15 protein-coding genes are annotated in these 18,781 nt (G+C 59.2%); 3 read left to right on the forward strand and 12 right to left on the reverse strand.

Translation table 11 applies throughout. The features are described from left to right. Positions 1–210 precede the first annotated feature (210 nt). Both J5M57_RS24630 and J5M57_RS24635 read left to right on the forward strand, forming a co-directional pair. Positions 211–1,002: a dienelactone hydrolase family protein gene (locus J5M57_RS24630; RefSeq protein ID WP_207848043.1), complete on the forward strand. Its 792-nt coding sequence runs from the start codon at positions 211–213 to the stop codon at positions 1,000–1,002. A 195-nt stretch (positions 1,003–1,197) separates the two neighbouring features. Beyond that, on the forward strand, positions 1,198–1,923 hold the full coding sequence (locus tag J5M57_RS24635; RefSeq protein WP_207848042.1) for a 4'-phosphopantetheinyl transferase: 726 nt from the start codon (positions 1,198–1,200) through the stop codon (positions 1,921–1,923). Positions 1,924–2,039: 116 nt separating this feature from the next. Here the strand turns inward: J5M57_RS24635 and J5M57_RS24640 are convergent, their stop codons facing one another. Beyond that, positions 2,040–3,650 carry an ATP-binding protein gene (locus J5M57_RS24640; protein WP_064588755.1) on the reverse strand — a complete coding sequence of 537 codons (1,611 nt, stop codon included), beginning with the start codon at positions 3,648–3,650 and terminating at the stop codon, positions 2,040–2,042. Next, complete coding sequence (locus J5M57_RS24645) at positions 3,647–4,369, reverse strand: response regulator (protein ID WP_207848041.1); 723 nt, start codon at positions 4,367–4,369, stop codon at positions 3,647–3,649. Before J5M57_RS24645 ends, J5M57_RS24640 begins: the two co-directional genes overlap by 4 nt. Positions 4,370–5,223: 854 nt before the next feature. Between J5M57_RS24645 and J5M57_RS24650 the strand changes: the two genes are divergently transcribed. Beyond that, entirely contained in the window at positions 5,224–8,118 is a 2,895-nt protein-coding gene (locus tag J5M57_RS24650; RefSeq protein ID WP_064588757.1) for a ribonucleoside-diphosphate reductase subunit alpha, read from the forward strand. Positions 8,119–8,293: 175 nt separating this feature from the next. Here J5M57_RS24650 and J5M57_RS24655 read toward each other — a convergent pair whose 3' ends face one another. The 10 genes from J5M57_RS24655 to J5M57_RS24700 all read right to left on the reverse strand — a co-directional run bounded on the left by J5M57_RS24655 (position 8,294) and on the right by J5M57_RS24700 (position 18,747). Beyond that, complete coding sequence (locus tag J5M57_RS24655) at positions 8,294–8,491, reverse strand: hypothetical protein (protein WP_243435104.1); 198 nt, start codon at positions 8,489–8,491, stop codon at positions 8,294–8,296. A 386-nt stretch (positions 8,492–8,877) separates the two neighbouring features. Then, positions 8,878–10,254: an efflux transporter outer membrane subunit gene (locus tag J5M57_RS24660; RefSeq protein WP_207848040.1), complete on the reverse strand. Its 1,377-nt coding sequence runs from the start codon at positions 10,252–10,254 to the stop codon at positions 8,878–8,880. 5 nt (positions 10,255–10,259) lie between these two features. Then, the gene (locus J5M57_RS24665) at positions 10,260–12,278 is read right to left on the reverse strand and encodes a MacB family efflux pump subunit (RefSeq protein ID WP_207848039.1); all 2,019 of its coding nucleotides are present in this window, start codon (positions 12,276–12,278) and stop codon (positions 10,260–10,262) included. Continuing rightward, positions 12,275–13,480: an efflux RND transporter periplasmic adaptor subunit gene (locus J5M57_RS24670; RefSeq protein ID WP_207872017.1), complete on the reverse strand. Its 1,206-nt coding sequence runs from the start codon at positions 13,478–13,480 to the stop codon at positions 12,275–12,277. The genes J5M57_RS24665 and J5M57_RS24670 overlap by 4 nt, the downstream gene beginning before the upstream one ends. A gap of 145 nt (positions 13,481–13,625) precedes the next feature. Continuing rightward, a complete protein-coding gene (flgE, locus tag J5M57_RS24675; protein ID WP_169842142.1) occupies positions 13,626–14,942 on the reverse strand; it encodes a flagellar hook protein FlgE in 1,317 nt (438 codons plus the stop codon). Positions 14,943–14,972: 30 nt separating this feature from the next. Further along, on the reverse strand, positions 14,973–15,698 hold the full coding sequence (flgD, locus tag J5M57_RS24680; protein WP_207848037.1) for a flagellar hook assembly protein FlgD: 726 nt from the start codon (positions 15,696–15,698) through the stop codon (positions 14,973–14,975). A gap of 15 nt (positions 15,699–15,713) precedes the next feature. Beyond that, positions 15,714–16,157, reverse strand: coding sequence for a flagellar basal body rod protein FlgC (gene flgC / locus J5M57_RS24685; RefSeq protein WP_003227217.1), 444 nt, complete (start codon positions 16,155–16,157; stop codon positions 15,714–15,716). Between the two features lie 3 nt (positions 16,158–16,160). Beyond that, the gene (gene flgB / locus J5M57_RS24690) at positions 16,161–16,568 is read right to left on the reverse strand and encodes a flagellar basal body rod protein FlgB (RefSeq protein ID WP_007917581.1); all 408 of its coding nucleotides are present in this window, start codon (positions 16,566–16,568) and stop codon (positions 16,161–16,163) included. 372 nt (positions 16,569–16,940) lie between these two features. After that, positions 16,941–17,768, reverse strand: a complete 828-nt coding sequence (gene cheR, locus J5M57_RS24695; RefSeq protein WP_064588760.1) for a protein-glutamate O-methyltransferase CheR — start codon at positions 17,766–17,768, stop codon at positions 16,941–16,943. Positions 17,769–17,814: 46 nt separating this feature from the next. Then, positions 17,815–18,747, reverse strand: coding sequence for a chemotaxis protein CheV (locus J5M57_RS24700; RefSeq protein ID WP_064588761.1), 933 nt, complete (start codon positions 18,745–18,747; stop codon positions 17,815–17,817). Between the last annotated feature and the right edge of the window lie 34 nt (positions 18,748–18,781).

Below are 18,781 nucleotides of genomic sequence, written 5' to 3' on the forward strand. Positions count from 1 at the left end.
GGGCAAATCAAAAAGCTCCAACGTCAACAGCATACTTGTGAGGGCGAGTCTGCTCGCGAAGGCGACGGCACAGGCGACAACTTTCTCATTGCTGTTCGATAGGGTGCAAGGTTAGCAAGCCGCCCCTGTACCTGCCCTGAACACTCGGTGAACCTGCACTGAATCAAATCGACTAGGCTGTCCTGACCACTTTCGATAAGGAGACCGACCATGCGCCTGTTACTCGCCCTCGCCCTGCTCGCTGCCAGCAGCCTGGCCAACGCCGCGATCAAGACTCAGGAGATTCCCTACCAGAGCGCCGACGGCACCAGGCTGATCGGCTATTACGCCTACGACGACGCAATCAAGGGCAAGCGCCCGGGCGTGGTGGTGGTGCATGAATGGTGGGGCCTGAACGATTACGCCAAGCGCCGCGCCCGCGACCTCGCCGAACTGGGTTACAGCGCGCTGGCGATCGACATGTACGGCGAAGGCAAGAACACCGAGCACCCGAAAGATGCGATGGCGTTCATGCAGGCCGCGACCCAGGATGCCGCCGCCTCCAGCAAGCGTTTCGAGGCCGGGCTCAATCTGCTGAAGCAACAGCCGCAGACCGACGTGAATAAAATCGCCGCCATCGGCTATTGCTTCGGCGGTGGCGTAGTGCTCAACGCCGCGCGTCAAGGCGAACCGCTGGCGGGTGTGGTGAGCTTCCACGGCGCACTGGCGACCACCACTCCGGCCACGCCCGGCAGTGTGAAGGCGAAAGTTCTTGTCGAGCACGGTGCGCTGGACAGCATGGTCACCGCCGACAACGTCACCGCGTTCAAGGCGGAAATGGACAAGGCCGGCGCCGACTACACATTCGTCAGCCTCGATGGCGCCAAGCACGGCTTTACCAACCCGGATGCCGATCGTTTGAGCCACGGTGAGCACGGTGGCCCGGATATCGGCTACAACAAGGCAGCCGATGAAAAATCGTGGGCGGACATGAAAGCGTTCTTCCAGAAAATCTTTGGCTGACATTGCCCCTGTGGCGAGGGAGCTTGCTCCCGCTCGGCGGCGAAGCCGTCGCAAAAACCTGCCGATGCGGTTTACCTGACAGACCTCGTCCACAGTTTTTTGGGCGGCTTTGCCCCCCCAGCGGGAGCAAGCTCCCTCGCCACAAAAGTACGCAGCCTCTACCCAGTCGTGGCTTCAACCGGCAAAATGCCCGCCATGAATTCCAGCCCGATCCTCCCCGCCTGTTGCACCCCGCTCGACGCCCACTGGCCGTTGCCGAACGTGTTGGCCGACAGCGTCCTGCTGAGCACCCGTTTCGACCCCGGGCAACTGCTGGGCGATGACTTCCAGCGCAGCGCCATCGAGCCGCCGCCGAGCATTCAGCGTTCTGTTGCCAAGCGTCAGACAGAGTTTCTCGCCGGGCGGATCTGTGCCCGCGCCGCGTTGCAGCAGCTCGAAGGCTCAAGCGTGATCCCGGCGATTGGTGAAGACCGCGCCCCGGTGTGGCCGCCGCATATCTGCGGCTCGATCACCCACAGCACCGGGCGCGCGGCGGCGATCGTCGCCAATAAACGGCACTGGCGCGGCTTGGGCATGGACCTGGAAAACCTGCTCGACAGCGACCGCGCCGAACGCCTGGCCGGAGAAATCCTGACGCCAGCGGAATTGCAGCGCATGGCCGCCGGCTCGCCGGAGCAACTGGGCCTGTGCGTGACGCTGACCTTTTCGGTGAAAGAGAGCCTGTTCAAGGCGCTGTATCCGATCGTGCAAAAGCGCTTTTACTTCGAGCACGCCGAAGTGCTGGAGTGGACGGAGCAAGGTCAGGTGCGGCTGCGGCTGCTGACCGATCTGTCTGCTGAATGGCGCCATGGCACTGAGCTGGACGCGCAATTTGGGGTGCTGGATGGGCAGTTGTTGAGTCTGGTCAGTATTCCTGCCTGAAGGTTTGCGGTGTCGGCACCGGCCCTATCGCGAGCAGGCTCACTCCTACAAGGGAACGCATTCCAAGTGTAGGAGTGAGCCTGCTCGCGATCGGGCCAGCCCGGTTACCCTTGCTATCAGCGCCGCTCCTGATTCCTCGGCCAGCTCAGACTGAAGCATGCCCCACCCAGACTTTTGCTCTTGTTGATCAATGCCCGACCGTCATGCCAGTGGATGATCCTTCGCACAATCGACAGGCCCAGCCCATGTCCGCCCGACGCCCGGGTGCGGCTGTCATCCAGGCGCAGGAACGGCGTGAAGATGCGCTCCCATGCCGACTCCGGCACGCCCGGCCCGTCATCCTCGACGTCGACCCGACAGCGCAATTGCCCGACCTGATAGCTCACCGTCACCTTCGAACGCGCGTGGCGCATCGCGTTGCTCACCAGGTTTTGCAACGCGCGGTGCAGAAAGCGCGGCTCGGCCTCGACCCAAGCGCCGTCGTTGTCCGCCGCTGACAGGCACAACCCGCGCTGCACCGTGACCTCGGCGCGCAACGGCGCCAGTTCCTCGATCACCTGATTGACCAGCGCATCAAGATCGATGCGTTGAAAGGTCAGCGCTGGCGAGCCCTGCTCCAGCCGCGCGTAGGTGAGCATTTCATCCACCAGCTTATCGAGGTCCTCGATGTCATGGTCCATGCCCTCGCGGTACTTTTCCAAAGCCTGCGGGGTGGTGGCCGAGCCGATCATCTCCAGCCCGAAACGCAGGCGCGCCACTGGCGTGCGCAGTTCATGGGACACCGCACGCACCAGTTCGCGCTGGATGGCCAGTAACTGCTGCAAGTGCTCGGCCATGCCGTTGAACGCCGCCGCCAGACGCCCGACCGAATCAGCGCCGCGGGCCGGCACACGGGTTTCCAGGCTGCCCTTGGCAATACGCGTGGCCGCCGCTTCCAGTCCACGCAAGCGCCGCTCAAGCTGACGCACCAGCAGATAAACAATCAGACCGATCAGGCTCAAGCCGAGAGCGGCGATCAGCACCAGCCATTGCGGCGGATACGGATTCATTTGATACAGCGGGCCGATCTCCAGCACCCACGGCGTGCCGACCATGCCGGCGAACACCCGGATCGAATCACCGCCCTTGCCCAGCGCCATGACCGTATCGCCTTCGGACACGCGACGGCTCTGGTCTTCGTCCATGTCGGCCTCGTTCACCGTGACCAGCCGCAAATCAAAGCCGAAGCCCTTCTCTTCCTTTAACTGCGCCAGTCGCTTGGGCTGCTCGCCGACCGGGAAACGCACCAGTTCATCGGCCAACAGGTAAATAGTCGCCCGCGCCAATTGCTCGCTGATCTGCTGCACGTCGCCGGTGAGCACCAGTTGTTCTTTATCGCTGACCATCTTGTAAACCCGCGCTGCGTGCGGGCCGGTCTGCTCCACCAACGCCTGACCGCGCTGCACCCGAGTGCGCTGGGACAGATCCAGACCGGTTTCGGAAAACCTCTTCAAGGCCAGCGGAATCCCCAGCAACCGCTCCCACACCAGCAGCGCCCGATGGCGCTCGGTCTCGTTCATCGGTTGCAGGTTGTCGGCCATCAGCGAAAACGTGCCGTGGGCCAGGCGCTCGCGGTACTGCTCGCTGCGCACCTGATTGAGCAGGTGCAACGCCAGCACGCCAAGCACCGCGACCAGAATCAGCGCTGCGCACATACCGCCGTAGATGCGCAGGAAGATCGAGTTCACAGCGCCAGATCCACGCAGGCTTCGGGGACGAACAAATAGCCTTTGCTGCGGATGGTCTTGATCAGGCGCGGGTGATCGGGGTCGTCGCCGATTTTCGGGCGGATGCGCGAGATGCGTACATCGATCGAACGGTCCTGGCCGTCGTAGCCGATACCGCGCAGCGCGGTGAAGATCTCTTCGCGGGAGAGGATCCGCCCGGCATTCGACACCAGCAGCCAGAGCAGATCGAACTCGGCGCTGGTCAGTTCGATGCCGCTGTCGCTGAGCCAGGCTTCGCGCAAGGCGTTGTCCACCACCAGCGGACCGAATTGCAGGCGACGGCTTTTTTCCGCGATCGGCTCGGCTGTGTCACTGCGTCGCAGCAACGCCTGGATCCGCGCCAGCAACAGCCGTGGCCGCACCGGCTTGCACACGTAATCGTCGGCACCGAGGTCGAGGCCCTGAATCTGGTCGGCATCGTCGGTGCGTGCGGTGAGCATCAGGATCGGCCCGTCGTAACGGTCACGCACCTTACGGCAGATGCTCAGGCCGTCTTCACCGGGCAGCATCAGGTCGAGGATCACCAGGTCCGGCTGCTCCTTGATGATCCGCGCCGCCGCCAGCGCGCCGTTGCCTTCGATCTCCACGCGCAATCCATTGACTTGCAGGTATTCGCGGGTGAGTTCGGCCAGACGCTGGTCGTCCTCGACTATCAATACCTGCCAGGCTTCTTGCTCCACCAGTGACCTCTGCTTGCTGTTTTATTAATAAGGCAGGAACGCATTGCCCCCTGCAGGAGCTGCCGCAGGCTGCGATCGTTTGACCTTGCTTTCTAAAATCAAAAGATCGCAGCCTTCGGCAGCGCCTACACAGGTGTGCGGTCGCCCGCAGATTCGGATCCTCCGGTCTTTTTGTCATCTTTGGGGAGGATAAGAATGGGTAAACACCGCTCGATTGTATAAACGGCGTACAGCCAGAACACAAGTCACCAAATGCGTTCGGACAAGGCGGTTTTTTGTGGTAGGGTTCGCGCCCTTAAAAATCCGCTGAAGCGTTTTTCCCGACTGAAAAACAGTGACAAACGGTCTAGCTCAGCAGGTTCGCGGCCTACACGGGAATTCCTGGTTTCTTACACAATTTACGCACAGGTTTATCCACAGCTAGTACGTTGCAAGCCCCCTCGAAACGCATTATCTTGTAGCACGGCGCAAGGAGAGACCCTACATATAGGGTTTTCCACTCAAACGCCCAACCACATTTCGGACCTGAAACTCAAGCGCTTTATTGCCAGTTTCCGGTTGAACCAAGCAAGTTTTTCAAAGCCCAAACCGCACTTGCGGATGGCGCCGTTTTTCAGGTTGGAAACGACCGGAACGGTACGGGTGTTGCAGTCAGTACTGTCACCCTGGAAGGAATCCGGCTCGAGCCCTGGCTCGCAGCCAAAAACTTCGGCAAGGATGCGGCGTCATTAGCCTTTTTCCTACTGGTCCGAAGTTGTTATGCCCGACGCCCGTCGGTTGTAGTGCTTCGGACCAGAACGGTGAGCACCATGATGGTGCTCAAACAAACATAGAGAATGTGGAGATCACCCCCCATGCAAACCGACACAACTCGCGAGAACCCGCAGGGCACCTTGCCGCAGGCCGCCGATTCGAATTCGGATCTGGCCGCCACCGCGCCTGGTCAACTGCGCGTGATCAAGCGTAATGGCACTGTCGTTCCTTACACCGATGACAAGATCACCGTCGCTATCACCAAAGCGTTTCTCGCAGTTGAAGGCGGCACCGCTGCCGCTTCGTCGCGAATCCACGACACCGTTGCCCGCCTGACCGAACAAGTCACCGCGACTTTCAAGCGTCGCATGCCTTCGGGCGGCACCATCCACATCGAAGAAATCCAGGACCAGGTCGAACTGGCCCTGATGCGTGCCGGTGAGCAGAAGGTCGCTCGCGACTACGTGATCTACCGTGACGCCCGTTCGAAAGAACGCGCCACCCGCACCACCACCGAAGAGCCGGTACAGGCGCATCCTTCGATCCGCATCACCCGCGCCGACGGTAGCCTTGCGCCGCTGGACATGGGCCGCCTGAACACCATCGTCACCGAAGCCTGCGAAGGCCTGGCTGAAGTCGACGGCGAGCTGATCCAGCGCGAAACCCTGAAAAACCTGTACGACGGCGTGGCCCTGAACGACGTCAACACCGCCCTGGTGATGACCGCGCGTACCCTGGTCGAGCGTGAGCCGAACTACTCGTTCGTAACCGCCCGCCTGCTGATGGACACCCTGCGTGCCGAAGGCCTGGGCTTCCTGGGTGTGGCCGAAAGCGCCACGCACCACGAGATGGCCGACCTGTACGCCAAAGCGCTACCGGCTTACATCGCCAAAGGTATCGAGTTCGAACTGCTGAACCCTGTGCTGGCCTCCTTCGACCTGGAAAAACTGGGCAAGGCGATCAACCACGAGCGCGATCAGCAATTCACCTACCTGGGCCTGCAGACCCTGTACGACCGTTACTTCATCCACAAGGATGGCGTGCGTTTCGAACTGCCGCAGATCTTCTTCATGCGTGTGGCCATGGGCCTGGCGATCGAAGAGAAGCAGAAAGAAGACCGTGCGATCGAGTTCTACAACCTGCTGTCGTCCTTCGACTACATGGCGTCGACTCCGACCCTGTTCAACGCCGGTACCCTGCGTCCACAGCTGTCGAGCTGCTACCTGACCACCGTTCCGGACGACCTGTCGGGCATCTACCACGCGATCCACGACAACGCCATGTTGTCCAAATTCGCCGGTGGCCTGGGCAACGACTGGACTCCTGTTCGTGCTCTGGGCTCGTACATCAAGGGCACCAACGGCAAGTCGCAAGGCGTGGTTCCGTTCCTGAAAGTGGTGAACGACACCGCCGTAGCCGTTAACCAGGGTGGCAAGCGCAAAGGCGCTGTGTGTGCCTACCTGGAAACCTGGCACATGGACATCGAAGAGTTCATCGAGCTGCGCAAGAACACCGGTGATGATCGTCGTCGTACCCACGACATGAACACTGCCAACTGGATCCCTGACCTGTTCATGAAGCGCGTCTTCGATGACGGCAAGTGGACCCTGTTCTCGCCATCCGAAGTGCCGGACCTGCACGACCTGACCGGTAAAGCCTTCGAAGAGCGCTACGAGTACTACGAAGCCCTGACCGAGTACCCGGGCAAGGTCAAGCTGTTCAAGACCATCCAGGCCAAAGACCTGTGGCGCAAAATGCTGTCCATGCTGTTCGAAACCGGCCACCCATGGCTGACCTTCAAGGACCCGTGCAACCTGCGCAGCCCGCAGCAGCACGTCGGCGTGGTCCACAGTTCGAACCTGTGCACCGAGATCACCTTGAACACCAACAAGGACGAGATCGCCGTTTGCAACCTGGGCTCGATCAACCTGCCGAACCACATCGTGGATGGCAAGCTGGACACCGCCAAGCTGCAACGCACCGTGAACACCGCTGTACGCATGCTCGATAACGTGATCGACATCAACTACTACTCGGTGCCGCAAGCGAAGAACTCCAACTTCAAGCACCGTCCGGTCGGTCTGGGCATCATGGGCTTCCAGGACGCTTTGTACCTGCAGCACATCCCTTACGGTTCCGACGCTGCCGTCGAGTTCGCCGACAAGTCGATGGAAGCGGTCAGCTACTACGCGATCCAGGCCTCCTGCGACCTGGCCGACGAGCGCGGCTCGTACGAGACGTTCCAGGGTTCGCTGTGGTCCAAAGGCATCCTGCCGCTGGATTCGCAACAGATCCTGATCGAGGCTCGCGGCCAGAAGTACATCGACGTTGACCTGAACGAAACCCTGGACTGGGCACCGGTTCGCGCCCGTGTACAGAAAGGCATTCGTAACTCCAACATCATGGCCATCGCACCGACCGCGACCATCGCCAACATCACCGGCGTCTCGCAGTCGATCGAACCGACCTACCAGAACCTGTATGTGAAATCGAACCTGTCGGGCGAATTCACCGTGATCAACCCGTACCTGGTTCGCGACCTCAAGGCTCGCGGTCTGTGGGACTCGGTCATGATCAACGACCTGAAGTACTACGACGGTTCGGTTCAGCAGATCGAGCGCATCCCGCAAGAACTCAAAGAGCTCTACGCGACCGCGTTCGAAGTGGACACCAAGTGGATCGTTGACGCCGCCAGCCGTCGTCAGAAGTGGATCGACCAGGCCCAGTCGCTGAACCTGTACATCGCCGGCGCCTCGGGCAAGAAGCTCGACGTGACCTACCGCATGGCCTGGTACCGTGGTCTGAAAACCACCTACTACCTCCGTGCCCTGGCCGCGACCAGCACCGAGAAGTCGACCATCAACACCGGCAAGCTGAACGCTGTTTCCAGCGGCGGCAACCACGGCGACGATTCGGTGCTGGCAGCTCCTGCCGGCCCGGCTCCAGTGCCAAAGGCTTGCGCGATCGACGAGCCGGATTGCGAAGCTTGCCAATAAGCTGAGCTGAATCAGGCGTTGCGAGACGCCTGATACTCTCCGGGCAAAAGAAACCCCCGACAGACTTCTGGTTTGTCGGGGGTTTTCTTTTGCCTGCAAAACACCAAAGCTCTAACGAACAGGTTTTAGCAGACACAAAAAAGGCCCCTTCAAAGAAGGAGCCTCTTGTCAGTGCTTACCGGCGGCAGCCGCCGTTATTGTAAGGACCGGCAACACGAACCCAGCCGCTGGCCTGCGGAACATTGCTGCACATAGTGCGGCCAGTCGAAGCCGACTCATAAAGCCACCAGGAAGCTGGCGCAGCCTGAACAACGACAGCACCCAGCAGCAAACTTGCGGCCAAAGTCAGACCAAAACCCATACGCAGCGACATAACGATCTCCATTTCAAATAAACATCCCAAGTTGCCGTCGGCACAATGAACGCTTAGCGTTCATCATCTTCTCGATTCAACCAGAGCGTGCAATATAAGTACTGCAAGCGAGTACCCAATCAATCATCAAGAGCCTTGACGAAAGAGCGCGCACCTTACGTTACGAAACAACTAAAAACAATAAATAAAACCTGGAAAGAACCGGCTATTTATTAATTAAATAGAAAAGAAAAAAATAACAAACAAGCAAAACCCTACAAGATTAATTGCATACCAATACAATGACCTACATCAATAAAACCCACTAAATCAATTCAGAGACGCAGCACAATCTTCCTTAATCACTGACAAGCTTCAAATCCTTTAACGTCTGTGTGCGCAATAAGCTATTGCGCGAAGCCCCCACCCAGTGCCAGATACAACCCCATTCGCGCCTGTAGTCGCTCGAAGCGATTCTGTGCCAGCGAAATTTGCGCGGCACGCCGGCTCTCTTGCAGATCCAGCCACTCCTTGATACCCGTCTGCCCGCTGCGATAGCGGATCTCCGCCAACTCTTCTGCTTTCAGTGCGGCGGCCAGTGCCTGCTCACGACGCACACCCTGCTGGGTAAACTGCACTTGTGCTGACAACGCATTTTCAACTTCCGATAGCGCGATATAAAGCCCTTGGCGGAACTCAATGATCGCCGCCTCGTAGTCAACGGCGGATATTCCAACTGTATATTTGCGAACATTCCACTGCACAAACGGCAGGTTTATACCGACCCCCAACAGACCGACTGGATTATTGAGCACTTGGCTCAACTCCCGACTACCGCCTGTTGTCAGACTGCCCGTCAGCGTAAACGTGGGATAGAAACTGGCTCGCGTTGCGTCATAGTTCGACAATGCCTGACGCAATCGCCACTCAGCCGCCTGCAGATCCGGACGGCGGCCAACCAGATCGGCGGGCAAGCCTGCCGGGACACTCGCCAATGTTACCGAAGGCAGTTGTTCCAGCTCTGTAAAGCGGTGCTCGGGTGCCTGATCGAAAACAATCGCCAGTGCGTTGCGCGCTGCTTCAAGTTGCTGCTGATAATCGCTGAGTACCGCACGTTGCGTAGCCAGCACCTGCTCGGCTTGTGCCTCTTCGAGCCCAGTCGCCGCGCCAGCCAGACGCTGGGACTGCACCAGCTGCAACGTCCGTTCGGCGTACCGGATACTGTCCCGGGCTGACTGGACCAGTTCGTTGAACAGGCCGATTTGCCAATACAGGCGCGCCGTGGTGCCGACCAGGCTCAATGCACTGGCGCGCCGATCAAAGTCAGTCGCCACTAACGCCCACTGCGCAGCATCGCGCGTACTCGCCAGCCGCCCCCACAAGTCGATTTCGTAACGCATCGACGAGGTCGTGGAGAACCGGCGCAGGGTTGAACCGTCACGACGCAGGTTCCTGCTCCAATCCGCCCCGGTACCCACGTCCAGATCGGGCGTCACAGTGGTGCCGGTGAGCCCTGCCTGAAGCGCTGCCCGGCGCACTCTGAGGGCAGCCACAGCGAGATCGTTGTTACGCATCAGGGCGTCGTCGACCAACGCATTCAGACGCGGATCACCAAATGTTTCCCACCATCGCTGCCCCGCACTTAACGAGCGATCGGGCGCCGTGTCACCCAACCAGAAGGCCGGTGCGTGCACCTCGGGTTGACGGTACTCGCTGTGCAGCAGAGCGCCACATCCACTCAAGCACAAAGGCAGCAGCAACGCCCAAGTCCACTTGCCATTCATGCACTTCATTCTCGGGACAACGCCTGAATGGGATCAAGCCGGGCGGCATTGCGCGCCGGGATATAACCGAACAACACGCCGACCAGAAGCGAACACAAACAGGCTGAAATCATTGCCAACGCCGTGAACTCCATGACGATCATCTGCACGAAGTAGCCAAACACCTGGCTGACCAGCAACGACAACAGGACGCCCAGTAAGCCACCCAACAGACAGACCAACACTGCCTCGATCAGGAATTGCTGCAAGATGTCTGCACGTCGAGCGCCGACGGCCATGCGGATACCAATCTCCCGGGTACGCTCAGTGACCGATACCAGCATGATATTCATCACCCCGATACCACCGACCAAGAGTGAAATGAACGCCACGGCAGAGATCAGCAGCGTCAGGGTATCCGTGGTTTTCTGCACGATTTTCAGGATGCTGTCGCTGGAACTGAGGAAAAAATCTGCGCGCCCATGACGTGCCACCAACAATGTTTGCAGCGCTTGCTCTGCTGCAGCGCTGACCACCTGGTCCTTGAGTCGAACTTTGATCGAATTGAAATGGCTCTGCCCCAACAAGCGCCCCATCACCGTTGTATAAGGCAAATAGACTTGCAGGCTCGGCCCTGAAAAACCGTCATCGCGACTTTCCATGACTCCCACCACCGTGCAAGGCAGGCCGCCTACCAGGATCACTTTGCCCAGCGGTTGCTCCCAGTCCTTGAACAGCCGCTGTCGAGTATTGTGGTCAATGATCAAGGTCTGACCGCGGCGTACCACATCGCTGGCACTGAACACCGCACCCGTGCTCATGCGCACACCCATCACCTGGAAGTAATCGTTGCCGACACCATTGACGGTGGCACTGACATGCAGATTGCGATAGCGAATCGTTCGGCTGCCATTGACCATCGCCGAGACGCTGTCGACCCAGGACTGCCCCTGGATGATCCGCAAATCCACAGGTTGCAAAGTCCGGATCGAGGCGGCCTGCTCATCTCCCCAGTCCTTGCCGGGATAAACATCGATGGTATTGGTGCCCATGGCGCTGATATCGCGCAGGACTCGAGTCTGCGCCCCCTGCCCCAGCGCAACCACTGACACCACCGAGGCGATGCCGATGATGATCCCCAGCATCGTCAGCAATGTCCGCATGCGATGGCTGCGCAGGGAAACCCAGGCCATCTTGAAAGCCTCGCTGAAGCGACGCCAATGCACCGCCGCCGCGTCGCGCTTCTGGTCTTGCGTGCTTTCATCAGCCTCGGTGACCTGCGCCGCCAGCACTTTTCGGCTGGCATTCAATTGATCCGCGACGATCTCGCCGTCATGAATCTCGATGATCCGGTCAGCGTGCTGCGCCACCTGCAAGTCATGGGTCACGATAATAATGGTATGGCCACTACGGTGCAGTTCCCGCAGGATGGCCATCACCTCTTCGCCACTGCGTGAATCCAGCGAGCCAGTGGGTTCGTCAGCCAGGATCACCGCGCCACCATTGATCAGCGCCCGGGCAATGCTGACCCGCTGCTGCTGACCACCGGAAAGCTGCCCCGGCCGATGCTGCATGCGCTGCCCCAGCCCCAGGCGCTGCAACAGTGCCCTGGCCTTTTGCTGGTGCTGGATAAACGGCTGGTCGGCGTAAATGGCCGGCACCTGAACGTTGGCCTCGGCACTCAAATGCGACAGCAAATGAAAGCGCTGGAAAATGAACCCGAAATGCTCACGACGCAATGTCGCCAGCTCATCGCTGCTCATACCAGCCATGTCGACACCGTTGATACAGTAGCGACCGGCAGAGGGACGATCCAGGCAGCCGAGGATATTCATCAGGCTGGATTTTCCGGAGCCGGACGGCCCGATAATCGCCACCATTTCACCAGCGGCAATGGTCAGATTCACGTCGCGCAGCACATGAGTCCTGGCCTCGCCATCGGCGAACCAGCGCTGCACGCCCTCAAGGGTTAGCAACTGCGTAACCGGCAGAGTCTCTTGCGCGGGTTTTGGTGTCACGCCGCGAAGATCATTGGCACTGCTCATTGAGCCTCCGGCTCTTCGCCGAGGACAACTTCGTCATGCTCCTTGAGACCGTCCAACACCTGAACGTTAAGGTCATTGCGCAAACCGGTCTTGACCAGCACCGTCTGCAACTGACCATCAACCAGTCGACGCACTTCATAGCGGCCATCAGCGATGCGTTTGCCCAACGCGGCCACCGACACCGTTGTGGCTTTTTGCGCCGAATCGAGCAGCACGCTGACCTGCGCCGTCATTGAAGTGCGTAACGAACGGTCGGCATTGGGCACGTCAAACAGCGCGTTGTAATACACCGCTGCGTCGGCACCACCAGCGTTGGAGCCACCGCCACCCTGCATTGGGTCCTGCCGGGCAATGGACTCTGGTGCCGGCTCTACCGCCCGAATATGACTTTCAAAGCGCCGATCCGGATCGCCCAGGATAGTGAAGGACACCGCCTGGCCCGGCCTGACTCGAACTACATCAGCTTCAGATATCCGCGCCTCGACCGTCATCCGGTCCAGCCGGGCCAGGATCAGCAAGGTCGGGACACTCTGCGCGGAAACGACGGTCTGCCCCTGCTTCGTCACCACGGCAATGACTTCTCCGTCCATCGGTGCACTGATACGCGTATAGCCAAGGTTGACTTCGGCAATCCTGATTTCTATCTCCGCCTGGGAAATCTGCGCGGCCAGGGAGGCCAGTTCGGCGCGTGAGCTTTGCAATTGCGCTTCGGCAATTTCCAGATCGGCCCGCGACCCAGCCTCACTGGCAACCAGACTTTGCTTGCGACGGAAATCAAGTTCGTATTGGCGAATCATCGCCTGACGGGCTTTATATTGTGCCCGGACACTGAGCAATGCTGCCCGCGACTTGAGCAGCTCGTTCTGTGGCAACAGCGGGTCGATCTCGGCCAGTAGCTGCCCCTGGTGCACGGTATCGCCCAACCCGGCCTTCAGACTCTGGAGTTGCCCGTTGACCTGTGCGCCAACACTGACTTGCTGGAAGGGCTTGACCGTACCGCTGGCCAATACCGTTTCTTCCAGATCTTCGACGGTGACGGTCGTGGTCAGATATTTCCTTGGCGTGGCGCCCCAGCCCTGCCCCCACATAAACCAGACCAGCAATGCAATAACGAACAGCGTCCCGAACACGATTCGAGAGCGAGAGAAAAAAACCATGGAGTGATCGTTACATCCCTGTCTGTGGTTGGGCAAACCGTTCATTGGCGCCCGAGTATTGCCTGAGCAAGCGCATGTATACGCCCGCACAAATACGATTGCCGCAGACGACTGGCCCCGGCGCGCGCATTAAACAAGAAAGCCCCTCAAAGAGGGGCTTTCCTTTACAGCTTTTTACAAAACATCGATATCAGGTCATCTGAATGATGGTCTGCATGATGGTGCTCTGAGTCGAAATGGTCTTGGCGTTCGCCTGATAGTTGCTCTGGCCCTTGATCAGGTCCACCAGCTCGTTGGTCAGGTTAACGTTGGACTCTTCCAGCGAGTTGGACTGGATTGAACCCAGTGTGCCGGTTTCCGGAGCGTCATAACCCGGGATACCCGAGGCGAACGTTTCCTTCCAGCTGGTGCCGCCGATCGCTTGCAAGCCTTGCTCGTTAGTGAAGCTGGCCAGCGCAACCTGGCCGATGGCCTTGTTCTGGTTGTTGCTGAAGTTGGCAAACAGGGTACCGGTACCGTCGATGGTCAGGTTGGTGATCTGGCCAGTAGCGTAACCGTCCTGGGTCGGAATCGAACGGGCGGTGTCGGCGTTGTACTGGGTAGTCTGCGCCATCGAAATGGTGATGCCGGCCGGGTTCGCGGCGGCACCGTTGGGCTTGAAGGTACCGTTGACCACGTTACCCGGAACCCAGCCAGTCAGCTTCAAGTCGCTGCTGATCACCGGACCAGGCAGGGTGCTGACCTGAGTCAGCTTGCCAGCGGAGTCAAACGTCATGGTAGAAGGTGTCGGCGCGGTGACCTTCGGATCGCTACCGGTAGCATCCGGGTTACGTCCGTCTACCAGGGTGTAGACTTTCCAGGTGTTGGCACCGGTCTTGACCACATACTGATCCATCGGGTGCATGTTGCCCTGGCTGTCATAGATCGGCGTGCTGAACGATTTGGTGTAGGTCGCGAGGTTGGTCGGGTCAAACTTGCCGGCCGCCACCGTATCGTCGATCACTGGAGCGGTCGAGTTCAGGTTGATAGTCGATGTCACCAGCGAGGTGGACTTTGGCGCCAGGTTCGAGGTGTCGATCTTCAGGTCGGTCAGTACGCCGTTGATGACCTTGCCGTTGGCATCCACACCGTAACCTTGCAGACGCGAGGTGTAGTCGGTGTTGGTGATATAACCTTGGTCGTCGACTTTGAACGTACCGGCCCGGGTGTAGGAGATCGAGCCGTTGTTGCTCATGGTGAAGAAACCCGAGCCGTTGATGCCCATGTCCAGCACGTTACCGGTGTTGTTGATGTCACCTTGAGTGAACTGCTGGGACACGTTGGCCAGACGCACACCGTTACCGATGACCTTGCTGCCGGTACCCAGGCGCGTCGCCGAGTAGACGTCTGCGAATTCTGCACGGGACGATTTGAAACCGGCGGTCGCGACGTTGGCGATGTTGTTACCGGTCACGTCCAGTTGTTTGTTGGCTGCATAGAGACCGCTAAGGCCGATATTGAAAGACATATTCCACTCCTTTGTGCCGGTTAGTCGGCTCTATATACCAATGGTTTGTACTTTGGACAGGGCGACGGTGCCCTTGCCGGACAGGTTGAGCATCAGCTCGCCACCGGTCTGGCTGATGGTCACGCTGGTGACGGTGGCCGGCAGGTAGGTCGCCATATCGGTCGAGGTACCATTGATCGATGCGTTGGCCTTGACGGTATAGGTACCGGTCTTGACCAGATTGCCGTCCTTGTCCTTGCCGTCCCAGGTGAAGCTCGCGCTGCCTGCGGCGCGGCTGCCCAGATCGAGGGTGCGAACCACCGCGCCGCTGCTGTCGGTGATGCTGACGGTGCCGCCGGCAATCGACGACGGAACGGTGACCGAACCGGTCATGCCTTTGCTCGGATCGTCGAGCTGAACCGAGTTGGTCTGCACGATCACGTTGCGGCCCACCAGCGACGACGCCTGCAGGGCTTGCGACGAGTTGTAGTTGCCGGCCAGCGAGCTGACGGTGCTGTTGAGGGTGGTAATGCCCTCGAGGCTGCTGAACTGCGCCAACTGCGCAACGAAGGCGCTGTTGTCCTGCGGATCAAGCGGGTTCTGGTTCTTCAGCTGGGTGACCAGCAATTGCAGGAACGCATCCTTGCCCAATGCCTGGCCGCCGGTGGCGCTGTTGGTGGCCGAAGCAATGCCACCGGTGGTCGAACTGGTCTTTTTCGACGAGTTCGCCAGGATGTCATTCATGCTCAGGCTGCTGGTGGTATCGGTAACGCTCATGGCAGTCGCCCCTTATTACTGACCGAGGGTCAGCACCTTCTGCATCATGGTCTTGGCGGTGTTCATCATTTCGGCGTTGGTCTGGAACGAACGGCTCGCGGAGATCATGTCAGCCATTTCTTCCACCACGTTGACGTTCGGGTAGTAGACGTAGCCCTTGGCATCGGCCGCCGGATGGTTCGGCTCGTAACGCGCTTCGAGGTTGCTCTGGTCTTCGACCACACCGAGTACCTGCACGCCCTGGCCTGCGGCGTCCTGGCTCTGGAACAGCGAGTTGCTGCCGCTGTTCTGGCCGCCCTGGAACATGGTGGCGAACACCGGGTGACGGGCACGGTAGGTCTGGTCGATGCTCGACGAGACGGTTTCGGCGTTGGCGATGTTCGAAGCCACGGTGTTCAGACGCGTGGTTTGTGCGCTCATGCCGCTGCCGGCAATGTTGAAAACGCTGGACAGGGACATGGATTACTCTCCGCGCAGGGCTGACACCAGCCCTTTGAATTTGCTGTTGAGCAGGGTGAAGCTGGCCTGGAAGCCGACCGCGTTTTCCGCGTAGTTCGACTGCTCAAGCTGAGCATCAACGGTGTTCTGGTCGATCGAAGGCTGCATCGGCGTGCGATACATCAGCGACTCGTCGCCATTGCCCAGGCCTTCAGCTTCGATGTGACGGCTGTTGGTCATGTTCAGGGCGATGGTGCCGTTGGCGTTCTTCTGGGTCTGTGCTTCAAGCACTTTGGAGAAGTCCAGATCCCGAGCCTTGTAGTTCGGGGTATCGGCGTTGGCGATGTTGTTGGCCAGCACTTCGGCACGCTGAGCGCGGAAGCCCAATGCCTTTTCGTGAATGCCGAGCGCTTTATCGAAGCTGATGCTCATGTCGGGAACCTTCGGGTGACCGGTTTTTCGTACCTGAGCTTTAGCAAGCGTCGTGCCAAACAGAAAAACCCACGTAAACCGTGGCTTTGCGGGGAGTCGGCAAAGCGGCAATGCCAGAAAAGCGGCAACCGGTTTCCGCCAACTGCCGCTTTTCTGCCGCTTGCCGTCCATCTCATACACACCACGGTCCCCTGTAGGAGTGAGCCTGCTCGCGATAGCGGTGTGTCAGGCACCGATGATGTTGGACGTGCTACCGCTATCGCGAGCAGGCTCACTCCTACAGGGGTCTTGTGGTGTCAGGGAGAATTTCTACAGACATAAAAAAACGGGAGGCCTTTGCGGGCCTCCCGTTTTTTTATGTTGCCGATGCAATCATTTCGCCTGGTAAATGATCCCCGGGCTGCACTGGACCATCTGGTAATGATCCGGCAAACCGTTCAGCGCTTCGGAAGCGCCAAGGAACAGATACCCGCCCGGCTTCAGCGTGCTGTGAATGCGCAACAGGATGTCTTTCTTCACCTCGGCGGAGAAGTAGATCAACACGTTGCGGCAGAACACGATGTCGAACTTGCCCAGGCTCGCGTAGCTGTCGAGCAGGTTGAACGAACGGAATTCCACCCGGTTCTTGATCGGCGCCTTGATCACCCAGCGGCCCGGCCCTTTCGGGTCGAAATAACGCTGTAGACGGTCGGGGGACAAACCGCGTCCGATCGCCAGGCTGTCGTATTCGCCGGTCTTGCAGTTGTTCAGCATGCTGCCGGACAGGTCGGTGGCAACGATCTGCACGCCCATCTTCAACTGGCCGAGGTTACTGCGCTCGAACTCATCGATCGACATCGACAGCGAATACGGTTCCTGACCCGATGAGCACGCCGCCGACCAGATCCGCAGACGCTGGTTGGGACTGGCCTTGATCGCTTCGGGCAGTACCTTGTTCTTCAAGACTTCAAACGGATAGGTGTCACGAAACCACAGGGTTTCGTTGGTCGTCATGGCATCGACCACCTGCTCGCGCAAACCGCTGCGCGGCTGGGTCTGGATGCGCTGTACCAGCTCACCCAGGGACTTGATGCCTTGCTGCTCCATCAGTTTGTTGAGACGGCTCGAGACCAGGTACTGCTTGTTTTCACCGAGCAAAATGCCACAGGCTTTTTCCAGGAAGACCCGGAACTGTTCGAAATCCAAATTACCCGTAGACAATGATGCCGCCTCTTAAATCGTGTTGACCGCCAGGGGCAAAAGGCCCCTAGCTGATATCTGCTGCTTTGATCCGGTCGACTACCCGGGATGCCAGGTCATCAGGACGGAATTTGGCCAGGAAGTCATCGGCACCGACTTTCTTGACCATCGCCTGATTGAATACCCCCGACAACGAAGTATGCAGGATGATATGAAGCTTTTGCATGCGAGGGTCGCTGCGGATCTCCGCCGTCAGGGTGTACCCGTCCATCTCCGGCATCTCGATGTCGGAAATCATCATCAGGAACTCTTCTTCCGGCTTCTTGCCCTCATCGACCAGCTTGCGCAGGTAATCCAGCGCCTGCCTGCCATCGTTCAGCGCCACTACCTCGACACCGACCGTCTGCAGGCAACGCGTGACCTGCTTGCGCGCCACCGACGAGTCATCGACCGTCAGCACTCGCAGCGACAACGCTTTGCTCTGGGTCTCGACATCGACCACCCCCACCGAAATCGCTTCCGGCGTCGGCGCCACTTCTGCCAGCACCTTCTCGACGTCGATGATTTCGACTAACTGATTGTCGACTCGAGTCACAGCGGTCAGGTAGTGATCGCGCCCCGTGCCCTTGGGCGGCGGATGGATCTCTTCCCAGTTCATGTTGACGATGCGCTCCACCGAGCGGACCAGGAAACCCTGGGTCTTGGTGTTGTACTCCGTGATGATCACGAACGGATTTTTCTTGTCTTTCAACGCCCCGGAACCGGTCGCCATTGCCAGATCAAGGATCGGAATGGTCGCCCCCCGAATATTCGCCACCCCGCACACGACAGGACTGGACTTGGGCATCAACGTCAGCGACGGGCATTGCAGCACTTCCCGCACTTTGAACACGTTGATTCCGTAGAGCTGCTGACCGTCGAGACGGAACAACAACAGCTCCAGGCGATTCTGCCCTACCAGTTGCGTGCGCTGGTTCACCGAATCCATTACACCAGCCATGCCCAGACTCCTACACCAACGCCAAGTGTTGTTG

The sequence above is a fragment of the Pseudomonas sp. 86_A genome, assembly GCF_017491705.1.
GTDB lineage: Bacteria > Pseudomonadota > Gammaproteobacteria > Pseudomonadales > Pseudomonadaceae > Aquipseudomonas > Aquipseudomonas koreensis.